Below are 13,545 nucleotides of genomic sequence, written 5' to 3'. Positions count from 1 at the left end.
CCCACGCACGACACATGAGGAAACTGCCTCTATTAAAAACGATAGTTGGCACTTAAACCGATAGTTCGCGGCAAACTAATATAGTCTTTGGACGAATTTGCCAGGAAATTCTCGGAAGGCTCAGTGCCCATATGAGACTCCGTAATTAAACCAGTCACACCTTCTTCATTAGTGATATTCTTCACGTACAAAGACACACTCCAGTCATCTGCCATCAAGCTCATACTGGCGTTAAATAGCGCAAAGCCATCAATGTCCGCCTGATGTTTCTCACTATCTCCTAACCAGTTAACAGAGTCTGACTGATAATACATATTGGCCCGAGACACTAAATACATGCCGTTGTCTAAGGTGTAAGTGTGATCAATAGCAAAACTTAAGGTATGTTCCGGCGTCAACGGTAACTCAGCGCCATCCGCTGCCACCAGATAGGTGGGCGACGCACTGGCGATACCTGAAGGCGCATAAAAATCGTCGGTTAACTCACCTTTTACATAGGCATAACCCAGCACATAGTGCCACTCTGGGCTCAGATAGCCTTGTAATTCTAATTCCAGTCCTCGGGTTTCCGCTGATTCACCATTAGCCACCGTAAAGAAGCCCCAGTAAGAAGCGGTGTTTAATTGCGGATCCTGCCAATCCATTAAAAACGCTGACAAGGTATAACTGTGTTGGTTGTCCAGTAACGTACCCTTCAGACCGATTTCATAGTTGGTGGTACTGTCAGAATCGTAGCTTTGCCATTCGGGACGTTCTTCCAGGCTACCAGATAAAGGCACAGCATTGGCACCACCGCGTCTGAAGCCTTCTGAAATGGTGGCATACAACATGGTGTCCTGACTCAAATCATAGGATGCGTTGACCTTGAACAGGGTGCCATTCTCATCATCCGAAAAGCTGGGTTCGCCGCCAAGAAACGGCCAGATAGGTAAGGACAGCTCTGTGTCATTTTGGGTTTCTGTTTTAAAGTGGCGTAAGCCACCCACCATGCGGAACTCGTCAGAAAAGTGATAGGTTAGCTCCCCAAAAAAGGCCGTATCTTCAAACTCCACATTGCGCACATAATGAAAATCGTTGTCGGTGTAAACCATGCCAAAATCGCCCATAGTTTCCCACCAGCTAAACGCTGCACCTGCCCACTCCTGATAGCCAGGCATGTAGCTGTCTTGGTAAACCACCGCATCCTGATCCATGCGATAAACGCCGACTACCCAGTCCATATTATTGACGCGTTCGTTTGACACCAGACGTACTTCCATTACAGTCGCTTCTTCATCGTAACCACGCACAGCCTGAGCCATCGGTCTGGGAGAGCCGTAGTACAAGCCAGTAAACCAGGCATTTTTGGCGTAAAAACCGGTGTTATCACTGACAGCTTCTCCGGTGTGATCATAACGGGACACACTGGAAGTCAGGGTTGCGAAACCCAGATTCCATTCCAGCTCCAATGCTGATAAAGATACATCTCGCTCTGACGGTTCTAATTGCACCGCGCCATTTTCATATTCACCATAGGCCTGTTCAGTGCCCGTGGTCCAGTGGGTACCACGTGTTACCTGTCGACGCCCGCCGATCTTATCTTCCTGGAACTGATGCGATACTAACAAAGTGGCATTGTCGCTTAACTCTAGTAACGCGGAGATACGACCGTAGTCGATATCTACGGTATCAGCATCTTTCTTGCTGGTGAAAATTGGACCACCCGCGGCAATATCGCCATTTTGCGCTGCCGGTGCATAATTGTTTTGGTCCAGTTGATACAGTGTGGTGTAGTCCACAATGCCGTCATTATCTATTTTTCCTATGTTGGCTCTGATGGCAAATTTGTCATTAACCGGAATGTTCACTAACACATCTGCGCCAAAGTTATGGCCATCTGAACCGTCGGTCTGACCGTAATTTAAGCCAACCGAACCAGAAAACTCGGAAGTATCCGGTTTATTCATGCGGTATTTCACCGTACCAGCCAAAGCTCCTGAACCATACAGAGTGCCTTGCGGACCGCGCAACACTTCCACCTGCTCCACATCTTTGAGAATAAAGTTGGCGTATAAGGGGGTTTCATTTACGTAGGTGGCCACGGTTGGTACTGCAGATAGTGGCACATCACCGTTAGCGCCATTATCCACGTTTACACCGCGGATTATCACACCGTTCACCGTACCCGAGTTGCGATAACCGCGATCGACAACAGTGATCCCCGCCACACCGCGCATCATCTCAGAGGCATCGACAATTTGTGCATTGGCCAGTTCTTCGCCGGATACCGCAGAAATATTATAAGGAATATCCTGAATTGATTGCGCACGACGGTTAGCTGTCACTTCGATAACTTCAAGCTTTCCTTTTTCAGCCTCGGCTTCCTGAGCTATGGCTCCGGGTGCACCAGCCAGCAGAAGTGCAGAGGAAACTGCGCTGGTCAGTAGTGATTTTTTGAATGTGACGGTTTTCATAGTGTTATCCCATTGGTGTTATTTTTGTACAGTCACTCGCAGCCTAGAACAGAGTTAAAAATCTCACTAGTACCAGTTTGCGATGACAAATTGGTCCAGTAAGGTGTTATTTTTTCTCAACTGAGTTCTGTTTCTCGCCGGGCATCTGTAGTTCACCCAGCGCATTCAATCCCGGTAAAGCGCCCTTATCGGCTTGATATGCAGCGAAACAAACCGGATTGTCACGAAAGCTTTTCAGCGGTTGCCCCAAGCCTAAAACGCCGCGCTCGCGATTGCGTCTAACCCGTTCAAAATCAATTTCGATGGGTATTACTTCCGGATTCTCCCCCGCCTGATGCAGAATATCGCCATCTGGCCCCACCGCAACAGAACGGCCATTGCCCAGCTCGCCAGCACAATTTACCGACAGCACATAACTTTGTTGTTGCACCGCAGTGGTTTGGCTCATAGCCACTTCCAGGTGTCTGTCGATAGTGCCAGTTAAGGTGGGGTAAATCAGGCATTCTGCGCCCATACTCGCCAGGGTTCTGGACACTTCGGGAAACCACAGGTCGTAACAAATGGCGATGCCAATGCGTCCATTCGGAACGTCCACCACCACAAAATCCTGGCCGCAACTAACGCCTTTTTCATACGGATGAAATGGAAAAATTTTGCGATAGCGAGCTACAACCTCACCTTCTCGATTAATCACCGAGCAGGTGTTGTAAACCTGTTGTTCAACTTGCTCAAACAAAGAACCGGCCACCAGCCATACATCATGCTCCTGGGCCAGTTGGCACAATTTCGCTTCGGTATTGCCGGGTAAGGATTCCGCATTAGCCGTGTCGGTGCCATAGGCCGCCAACTCAGGTAACACCATCATATCCAGCCAGGGAAAGCGTTTTTTAGTTTGTGCGACCTGCTGTTCAATGTGTGCCAGGTTATCGCCGTTGGATAGAGCCAGTTGCAATCCTGCAACAGAAAAATGAGTCATAGGTTCTTCTCAGAGTGGTTTTCATCAAGACTATAGGTCCACTTTAGGGGCTTCCTGACGAAAACAATAGTACCAGTTACATTCAAAGTATGGTGCCAGTTAGCTGGGATAACCTTTTACCTGTAACTGTCTGACAAAACAGTAATGCTGATCGAACCACTTCATCTCGTCACCATCCAGGATGACGTAATAGCCTTTGGTTTCGCCATAGCTCCACAATTCCCAACGACGAAAATACATGCCGTTTTCTATCCACCAGATACCTGAATCCACCTCCGGATCCAATCCGCCGGTACGACCGGTCATAGTGCCATCGGGCCAGAGCTCAATTTCACATAGCACGCCATACACCATTTCACATTCCAATTGCACGCCGGGTAGCACCTTGTGCAATGCCGCCTCGTCCAACAGTTTGCCTTTGGCATTACTGAGTTTTTCTTCGTGTTTAGCGGTGAGTTGGTGGATCAGATCTGCCAGCTTTTCCACACCGGCGCGGATCTTATTGTTTTCAATACTGGTAATGCCCATGCGAAAACAATTTTCGGGAGCCTGTTGTTGCGCAAAATAGCGTTTAACCGGCTCAATGAGTATGCCTTCTTCCGCTGCTTTTTGCCGCAAATGCTCGCCATCCAGGGTTTCCGGGCCAGTGATCCACCAGGCAGTTCCGCCTTGGGTGGGACCGGTATTAACACAGTTAGGCAGATAAATGTTCAGAGCTTCTCGCAGCGTCAGCCAGCGCTCAAAAAACAGTTTGTGTAACTGCATCATATAGGCATCGTAATGACCTAAAGCCAAAAAATAGGCGACGGTGCGCTGACTGGATAACGGCGGGTTTCGGGTAAACAGACGCCGTAGCTTTTTAAGTTCAGCAATCACGCCGGAGTCCGCCACAATAAAGCCAATTTGCGAAGCGGAAACTAATACCTTAGACAAACAAGAAACATAAACCACCCGGTTGTCACGGTCCAGACTGCGCAATGCCGGATGGGGTTGCCCGAGAAAATTACTTTCAAATTCAAAGTCATCTTCGATGATCAGCAAATCCTGCTCCGTCGCCTTATTTAATAGGGTATCCCGACGGTCCATCGACATGGTGACACTGGTGGGCGTTTGATGACTGGGTGTGGTGTATAAGATGTCACATTGATTGAGTCTGTCGTCTATGATCATACCGTTTTCGTCTAACGGCTGATAAACCAGTGTTGCCTGATTTTTTTGCAATAACTCCCGCATTTTGGGGTAACCAGGCTCTTCAACGGCCACCCTGACACTCTTATCCACAAACAGTTCAGTGACCAGATGCAGCGCCTGCTGTGCACCTGTGGTGATCAGTATTTCTTCCCGCTCCGCCTGAATACCACGGCGAGGAAGAATTTTGCTACGGATCTCATCCAGCAACATAGGATCATCTTCAAAGCCCTGTAACTTTGACCACTGCACAATTTCTCGGGTTGCATTGGCTTTACTGTTGGCTTCCCGCCATTCTTTGACCGGATATAGCGATGAGTCGTACTTGCCATCGATAAAAGGATAACTATAACTTTGCCAGTTTTGCGGGCTGGATACAGAAGTGGTACTGGCAATAGCGCCTTTAAACCGGTGTGCGTTATCACGAGACTGATGGTTAAATAAAGGCGGAGGCTTCGCCAGAGCGCTGCGCCTGGCAATATCTTCGCTGACAAAAATACCGCTGCGGTCGCGGGTGACAATATAGCCCTCTTCCATCAGGGTTTGGTATACCAAAACCACAGTATTGCGGGACACCCCCAGCTGTTCCGCCAGTTTGCGGCTGGAGGGTAATTTAGCACCGGGACGAAAGGATCCTACCAGGATCCCTTCCACCAGCTTTTGCCGGATCTGACTTTGCAGACTTTCATCACTAGTGGGGTCGATATGAATCAAGCGACTGATCATTGTGTAATGTTATCTCCCCCCAATCAGTGAGCACCAGGTTGCTTTAAATTTCCTTTGCCAACCTGCAGAACAGACTTTCAAAGGTATCCAGTCCTTCCTGTAACACCTCATCTGAGATGGTCAGGGCAGGCAAAAACCGAATAACATTGCCATAAAATCCACACGCCAACAATATCAATCCTTGTTGCGCTGCACGGGCAATTAAAGCCTGGGTCAATGCCACATTGGGTTTTTCAGCATCCCCTTCAAGACAAAGCTCCATGGCAATCATGGCTCCCTGATGCCGAACATCGGAGATCAATGCCGGAAATTCATTCTGTAGTAACTTAAGGCGTGAGGAAAAAGTCTCACCAATGTGATTTGCTTTGGCAATCAGATTTTCTTTGGCAATCACATCCAATACCGCCAAAGCCGCCGCACAGCCGACAGGTGAACCACCATAGGTGCCCCCTAATCCACCGGGCAATGGCGCATTCATAATCTCACTTTTACCCACCACTGCCGCCAGTGGGAAACCACCGGCGATACCTTTCGCCATGGTGATCAAATCCGGTTCAACTTCAGCTTTTTCAATGCTAAACATAGTGCCGGTACGGCCAAAACCGGACTGAATTTCATCGGCTATCAGCACAATACCTTCTTCATCACATAATTTACGCAGCGCCTGTAAAAAAGCGGGCGGTGCAGCGTAAAAGCCCCCCTCGCCTTGCACTGGCTCAACGATAATGGCTGCTACATCTTGCGGGGCAATATCCACCTTAAACAGGGTGCGCAGCGCTTTCATCGCCTGCTCTGTGCTGACACCGTGTAATTCACAGGGGAAAGGCGCGTGAAACACTTCCGCCATGTAGGGACCAAACAGGTTTTTATAAGGCGTGATTTTTCCGGTCAGTGCCATCGCCAGATTAGTTCGGCCGTGAAAACCACCGTTAAAGGCAATCACTCCTCTGCGGCCTGTGTGAGCCCGAGCTATCTTGATACAGTTTTCCACAGCTTCCGCGCCGGTAGAGACAAAAATGGTTTTTTTCTCAGAATCGCCAGGAGCAATTTCCACCAGCTTTTCAGCCAGCTCAACACCCACCTGATAAGGATTAACCATAATACAGGTATGACTAAACTTTTCGCTTTGTGCCTTTACCGCTGCCACCACATCAGGATGACTATGCCCGGTGTTACACACTGCAATGCCGGTAGCAAAATCAATATAGCGATTACCTTCTACATCCCAGACTTCGGCATTTTTTGCACGTTCAACATACACCGGATAAACGTTGCCCTGACCACGGGCGAATACCTTGCTTTTGCGTTGCTGTAATGATTGATTTGTCACGATTTCATTAATTGGGTTCATGCGTTGATTCCTCCCAGACACAGATACTTAATTTCCAGATAATCATCCAGGCCATAGCGGGAGCCTTCACGCCCATTGCCTGACTGTTTTACGCCACCAAAAGGCGCCGCAGCATTGGAGATGAGTCCTTCGTTTATACCCACCATGCCAAATTCCAACCCTTCTGCGACACGCCAGATACGACCGATGTCGCGGGCATAAAAATAAGCCGCCAGGCCATACTCGGTATCATTTGCCATGGCGATGACTTCGGCTTCCTCTTCAAAGGCGATAATGGGCGATACCGGGCCGAATATTTCGTTACAGGCAATCGGCATGTCATTGGTCACCTGAGTTAGAACGGTAGGCTGATAAAAATTACGCTGTGGCGTTGTACCACCGGCAACGATTTTTGCCCCCTGTGCCACAGATTGGTTAACTAAATCCTGCACCTGCTCTGCGGCCTGCGAGGAAATCATGGGACCAATTTGCGTGCCTTCTGACATGCCATCCCCAACCTTGAGGGATTTAACCGCCTTTACAAACTTTTCAGTAAAAGCCTCGAGTATCTTGTTGTGCACAAAAATACGATTAGTACAGACGCAGGTTTGACCGGCATTGCGATATTTGGAGTCCAGTGCCCCCTGAACCGCAGCGTCAATATCAGCATCATCAAAAACAATAAAAGGCGCATTGCCACCCAGTTCCATGGAAACCTTTTTAATGCCTTCAGCACATTGGGATATCAATTGACGGCCCACTTGCGTAGAGCCGGTAAAAGTAAACTTGGCCACATCAGGGTGCTGGGTGAGCACTTTGCCCATGCCTCTGGCGTCATCGCCCACTACCACATTAAACACACCTGCCGGAATACCCGCTCGCTCGGCCAGTTCCGCCATAGCTAAAGCGGAAAGCGGGGTTTGCGTCGCCGGACGCACTACAAAGGTACAGCCTGCCGCCAATGCGGCCGCAGCTTTACGCGCTATCATGGCATTGGGGAAATTCCAGGGAGTAATAGCTGCCACCACACCCACAGGTTGTTTAATTACCAGGATGCGTTTATCACCAGAAGGCGCCGGAATAGTATCGCCATAAACTCGTTTAGCTTCTTCAGCAAACCACTGAATAAATGCAGCGCCGTAAGCGATTTCACCGCGAGCTTCTGCAAGTGGTTTGCCCTGCTCAGCAGTCAGGATCTGCGCTAAGTCTTGCTGATGTTGCATCATCAGGCTGTACCATTTTTGCATCAAAGCAGCACGCTCATTGGCAGAGTTTTTTGACCAGTCAGCAAAGGCTGCTTTGGCACTTTTAACCGCCAATCCAGTTTGTTCCACATCCGCGTTGTGTACCCGAGCGATTATTTCACCGGAAGCAGGGTTGGTTACCGGGATCTGAGTATTGCTGCTGTGCCAGCTACCATTGATATAAGAAAAGTGTTTGAGTAATGCATCATCATGCAAACGCATTGTGTTTCACCTGTCATGTCATTGCGATTAGGTGAATTAAAGCGGGATAATAGAAAGGGTAAAATACAAAACTTTAAACGTAATGTTTTAATGCGATAAAACTTAATTAGGATAATATCGATAAAACCAGGGCTGTTTTGCCCTGGAAATCTACTGATAAAAATTAGGGTAAATTGGCCCTGGTTTGAATGCTCAAATTAAAAAGCTCAATCATAATCTGCAGATTTAAGTTTTATTTTACCGGCGCAATGGGGGCAGGTTATGCTGCGAGGAGCCAACTGAGCGCGGTCTTTAATCAATTGTTCCAATTCTGCAGCATCTAAATCAAGTCGTTGCGCCAACTCTTGCAAATCAGCTCGCTCATGAGCACTAACAGCCCCATCTCGCAAAGCATGCTCCACCTCGGCTTCAAGCCGCCGTTTGCGCAAACGCAACTCATCACCAAATTTTGCCGCCAGCATGGCAGCAGGCAGAGCAACGACGCCAACGCCCAACAACATGATAAACATGGCGATAAACTTACCCAGCACGGTTACCGGTACCACATCACCATAGCCAACAGTGGTCATGGTCACTACCGCCCACCAAATAGCACCAGGAATACTGCCGAACACCTCTGGCTGTGCATCATGTTCAATGCCATACATAACGCTGGCAGACAACACAACTAATACCATCACGGTAAACACTGCAGCTCCAATGGTTGGCAATTCCTTGCGTAATACGCTGGCAAATAAATCCAGACCTTTGAAATAATGGCTAAGCTTGAGCAGACGCAACATGCGCAGCATACGCAGGTAACGAAGATCGATAGTAACGAAGAATGCCAAATAAAACGGTGCGATAGCCAGAAAATCCACCAGTGCTACTGTGCTAAACATATAGCGCAATCGACTGCGAACCGGTTTTGAGGTATCCGCATCCGGAGCTTCCACACACACCCAGATTCGGGCAAAGTATTCGACAGTAAAAACCATCACAGAAAATAGGTTAAACAAGTAAAAAGCCTGTACATATTGCTTACCAAGCGGTGGCCAGGACTCCAGAATGACGGCAATTACATTGCTGACGATTAACAGAATAATAAAGCCGCCCAATATCTTGTTCCACAAGGAGCGACTCAGGTCTTTTTCCAGGAGATTGTAGGCTTTTTGGCGAAGGGTCATGGCTGTCTCAGATCCCGTGGCATGGGAGATTTTTATCATTATTAGCGCCACCCTAATTAATTTTCTGGCAATTTGAAAGGTCCTGGTTTGTTTTCAGGGAAGTCCTGTGCATATTGCAGACACCACCAGGGCAATTTAACCCTAAACTACAATCTTTTTTAACCAGGGCTGTTTTACCCTGGAGTATTGAGGAGGGACTATAACTAACCTTCAGATCCCTTAGTTGAGTTTGCTGTCAGGTAAACTTTTTTCGTCGCCGCAGTCTAATTCAACCACTACCCTCTGATTGAAGTCATTGTCGGGGCGCCGACAGCGCCTTAAGGGGACCGCCCCCCTTAAGAATCCCCCGCAGCCCCTGACGCGCAAAGCATAAACTTCGCCATCAGAACAACGACGACCATCAATGACAGCACATCCCTGTGCTGGGCATTGATTGCTGCAACTTCCCTGTTGCAGCTCATCGTTGTTTTAACTGATGTCGCAGTTTATTGCGCGTAAAGGGACATAGAGTTTAGTACGTCGAGCAAGCTTTGACCTTACTGAAACCAAAAACGAATCAGTTTAGCTCAATTTAAAAGTAGAAATATTTAGCTTTCCAACATTGTGGTCACAAAATGAGCATTCATGCTCTCGCCCTGCCTGGAACACGAAGATAAAAAGTGTCCGCTGCGGACACTTTTTCTGTCCGCGGACAGTTTTTAAATCCACAAAAAATAAAATTTCCTATAAATTTCAAAAAGATACACTTTGGCACAGTAATGGCTATCTATTTCATAAATTCATCGAAGGAATGCCACTATGTTGCTATTACAGTTTTTTACCACGCCACTCACCATTCTGGCCTTTGCATTTTGCGTCGCGTTGTATGACGACTATTCAGCATTAAAGAGGGGTCAGCAATGATAAGAGATACTGGTGCACAAGATGTGGTGATGGCCGCACCTCGTAAAAGCAAACTTAAATTAGTAATCGCAACAGCGGTATTGATTATCGGAGCTGTATCCGCCAATGCTTTTATTAATAGTAGCGATGCCAGCTTGTCGGTGGATCGCGCCACAGTACAGATTGCCACAGTGCAAAAAGGCGAGTTAATGCGGGATATCGTTGCCACGGGCCGAGTGGTAGCCGCCAACGCGCCACAGCTTTACAGCCCAGAAAAAGGCTTTGTTAATCTGCAAGTCAAAGCTGGGGAAGATGTCACTTTAGGTCAGATCGTGGCCACGGTGGACAGCCCAGAACTGGATAACCTGTTAAAACAGGAGCGTTCAGAGTTGGCCCGCCTGGAAGGTGAACTGGCGCGTAAAGAACTGGATACCCGACGCCAATCCCTGACCATTTCCAAACAAGCCGATTTGGCCAAACTGGATTTGGTGGCAGCAGAACGCGAGCACCGCCGGGCACAGTTATCTATCAAAGATCACCTGATAAACCAGATTGATTTAGAAAAAGCCAAAGATGAGTTAGCGCGCGCTCAGGTTACCTTTAAACACGCAGAGCAAGAAGTGGCACTGGCGAAAGATACCCTCGCCTTTGAACTGGAATCCGTACGCAACACCATTGAACGACAAAAACTGGTGGTATCTGAATTAGAACGCCAGGTGCAAGCCCTGACCATCAAAGCCACCGTCAATGGCATGGTAGGCAGCTTGTTTGTGCAGGACCGTACGCTGGTTGCTGCCAATGATACCTTAATGACCTTAGTAGATCTCAGCGCTTATGAAGCAGAGATTAACGTTCCAGAAAGCTATGCCAACGATTTGGGCTTAGGAATGGATGTTGAGCTGAAATTAGCTAATAAAACCGTTACTGGTACCTTGTCAGCCATTTCTCCGGAAGTTACCAACCGCGAAGTAACAGCTCGCGTAAAATTCAGCCACGACAACAGTATGGGTATACGTCAAAACCAGCAATTATCCGCCCGGGTTTTACTGGAGCAGAAACAGGATGTGCTGAAGGTGCGTCGCGGTAGCTTCACTCAGGCCGGAGGCTTTGTGGCTTACCGTCTGGAAGGCGAAATTGCCAGACGCATCGACATTCGACTGGGAGCCACCAGTATGCGAGAAGTTGAAATACTCAGCGGTGTGCAACCGGGCGACCAACTGATTATCTCTAACTATGAAGAATTTGCCCAGGCACCTTCCGTGCTACTGCGCTAACAACGAACAACTGAATAAAACGACAGAATAAAGAAGGAACAAATCATGTTAAGTATGCAAAACATCAGCAAAATGTATCAAACCGAAATGGTACAAACTCATGCCTTAAAAGACTTTAACCTGGAAGTAGAAGAAGGCGAATTCATTGCCGTGACCGGCCCTTCAGGTTCAGGTAAAACCACGTTTTTGAATATCGCCGGCATGCTGGAGCCTTTTACCGGTGGTACCTATTCTCTTGATGGCGTTGATGTAGGGGGCCTGTCAGATAACGCCCGTGCAGATTTACGCAACCAAAAAATTGGCTTCATCTTCCAGGGGTTTAACCTGATCCCCGATTTAAACCTTTATGAAAACGTGGAAGTACCATTGCGCTATCGCGGTATTAAGTCTGCAGAGCGCAAACGCCGAATTGAGAGCTGCCTGGAACAGGTAGGCCTGGCCAGTCGAGCCAAACATTTACCGCAACAGTTATCCGGCGGTCAGCAACAACGCGTGGCGATCGCCCGTGCCCTGGCGGGTGAGCCACGCTTTTTGCTGGCCGACGAACCTACTGGTAACCTGGACAGCCTGATGGCGCGCCAGGTAATGGAGCTGCTGGAACAAATCAACCGCGACGGAGCCACCATCATTATGGTTACCCACGACCCTGAACTAGCCCGTCGTGCGCCGCGCAACGTACAAATCGTTGATGGACAGATGGCTGACATTACTTTGTATCAACGCAACGGTGTTGAACCCATGCAAAAAGTAGCAGGAGCCTGAGATGTTTTTACATTATCTGGATTTAAGCTGGCGCAGCTTTAAGCGCACTCCTGTGGTAAGCCTGCTGATGGTACTGGCAATTGCGGTGGGTATCGGTATCACCATGACCAGTCTGTCGGTATATCACATGATGTCGATGGATCCCATTCCGGAGAAAAGTGATAAATTGTTCCACCTGCAGTTACAAACCATGGAGGGCGAACAAACTCGTCGAGGCTCTCCTGACGGCTTGCCCTACCAATTGACATTTCAGGACGCTATTGCATTGAGTAATGCGCCAATTCCAGAACGCAAAGTCCCAAGTATGAAAGCGGGTTTTTCGGTGCATATGAACAGCCCTGAAGTAAAACCCTTTATTGAAACCGCGCGTATGACCAATCGCGACTTCTTCGACATGTTTAACCTGTCGTTTGTATACGGTGGCCCCTGGACTCTGGAGCAACAAGAAAACGCCTCTCCGGTGGTGGTGATAAACGAAGAAATAAACAACCGCCTGTTCGGTGGAGAAAACTCCGTTGGACGAATGATTTATCTGGATAACCGCAGCTTCGTTGTGGCCGGTGTCATGAAACAATGGAAGCTGAATATCAAATTTTACGATGTTAATAACGGCGCATTCCACGATGCAGAGCAACTGTTTTTACCATTCTCGCTAATCGCCGCCTTTGAAATTGATACCTGGGGTAACACCAATGGCTGGAAAAGCGAAGAAGTGAATACTTTCCAGCAAAAAATGCAGTCCGAAGAATTGTGGATCCAGTTTTGGGCGGAACTCAATAGTGAGCAGGAAAAACGCGAGTACGGTGAATACCTGATGGCTTATATGCAGGAGCAACAAAAGTTTGGTCGTTTTGACCGTGAAAAGCTGGAATACGCACTTCGGGATGTACTGGAAACTATGGACTACCGTGGCGTTGTTTCTGAAGATAACCGCATCCTGGTGGGCTTGAGCTTTATGTTTTTAGCAGTGTGTCTGGCTAATATCCTAGGATTACTACTGGCCAAGTTTCTGCGCCGCGCACCGGAAGTGGGGGTACGTCGTGCTCTGGGTGCCAGTAAAACCCAAGTATTCTATCAACACTTAGTAGAAGTCTCCTTGTTGGGTTTGATGGGTGGCATAGTTGGCATAGGCATATCACAGTTGGGCTTGTGGGGAGTGCGTTTGACTCAGGATTATTACACCGATCTCGCCACCATGGATATCAGCATGTTATTAGCAGCCCCGGCGATTGCCATCACGTCTTGCATCATCGCCGGATTATATCCAGCCTGGTTAGTATGCAGAACCACACCTGCCACTTACCTGAAAACTCAATAGGAGA

General features: G+C 48.3%; 9 protein-coding genes. 3 read left to right on the top strand and 6 right to left on the bottom strand.

Annotated elements, in window-relative coordinates; genetic code table 11:
- Nucleotides 1-32 precede the first annotated feature (32 nt).
- The 6 genes from ACXAD8_RS00715 to ACXAD8_RS00690 form a co-directional block, all read right to left on the bottom strand.
- Nucleotides 33-2,453, bottom strand: a complete 2,421-nt coding sequence (locus ACXAD8_RS00715) for a TonB-dependent receptor (protein ID WP_475223987.1) — start codon at nucleotides 2,451-2,453, stop codon at nucleotides 33-35.
- A gap of 106 nt (nucleotides 2,454-2,559) precedes the next feature.
- Nucleotides 2,560-3,429 carry a carbon-nitrogen hydrolase family protein gene (locus tag ACXAD8_RS00710; RefSeq protein WP_475223986.1) on the bottom strand — a complete coding sequence of 290 codons (870 nt, stop codon included), beginning with the start codon at nucleotides 3,427-3,429 and terminating at the stop codon, nucleotides 2,560-2,562.
- 99 nt (nucleotides 3,430-3,528) lie between these two features.
- Complete coding sequence (pdxR, locus tag ACXAD8_RS00705) at nucleotides 3,529-5,343, bottom strand: MocR-like pyridoxine biosynthesis transcription factor PdxR (protein ID WP_475223984.1); 1,815 nt, start codon at nucleotides 5,341-5,343, stop codon at nucleotides 3,529-3,531.
- A 43-nt stretch (nucleotides 5,344-5,386) separates the two neighbouring features.
- Nucleotides 5,387-6,673, bottom strand: coding sequence for a 4-aminobutyrate--2-oxoglutarate transaminase (gabT, locus tag ACXAD8_RS00700; RefSeq protein ID WP_475232840.1), 1,287 nt, complete (start codon nucleotides 6,671-6,673; stop codon nucleotides 5,387-5,389).
- 17 nt (nucleotides 6,674-6,690) lie between these two features.
- On the bottom strand, nucleotides 6,691-8,139 hold the full coding sequence (locus ACXAD8_RS00695; protein WP_475223983.1) for an NAD-dependent succinate-semialdehyde dehydrogenase: 1,449 nt from the start codon (nucleotides 8,137-8,139) through the stop codon (nucleotides 6,691-6,693).
- A 206-nt stretch (nucleotides 8,140-8,345) separates the two neighbouring features.
- Nucleotides 8,346-9,344 (bottom strand): ion transporter, encoded by a 999-nt coding sequence (locus ACXAD8_RS00690; protein ID WP_475223982.1) that lies wholly within the window; start codon nucleotides 9,342-9,344, stop codon nucleotides 8,346-8,348.
- Between the two features lie 860 nt (nucleotides 9,345-10,204).
- On the opposite strand from ACXAD8_RS00690, the gene ACXAD8_RS00685 reads away from it, so the two are divergent.
- From ACXAD8_RS00685 to ACXAD8_RS00675, 3 genes are read left to right on the top strand one after another with little or no spacing between them, the layout of a single operon-like run.
- Complete coding sequence (locus ACXAD8_RS00685; protein ID WP_475223981.1) at nucleotides 10,205-11,461, top strand: efflux RND transporter periplasmic adaptor subunit; 1,257 nt, start codon at nucleotides 10,205-10,207, stop codon at nucleotides 11,459-11,461.
- Nucleotides 11,462-11,506: 45 nt separating this feature from the next.
- Complete coding sequence (locus ACXAD8_RS00680; RefSeq protein ID WP_475223979.1) at nucleotides 11,507-12,223, top strand: ABC transporter ATP-binding protein; 717 nt, start codon at nucleotides 11,507-11,509, stop codon at nucleotides 12,221-12,223.
- 1 nt (nucleotide 12,224) lies between these two features.
- Nucleotides 12,225-13,541, top strand: a complete 1,317-nt coding sequence (locus ACXAD8_RS00675) for an ABC transporter permease (RefSeq protein ID WP_475223978.1) — start codon at nucleotides 12,225-12,227, stop codon at nucleotides 13,539-13,541.
- The last annotated feature ends 4 nt before the right edge of the window (nucleotides 13,542-13,545 follow it).

The sequence above is a fragment of the Planctobacterium sp. AWH2_060 genome (genome assembly GCF_056158425.1).
This window is presented reverse-complemented; position numbering and strand designations above follow the sequence as displayed.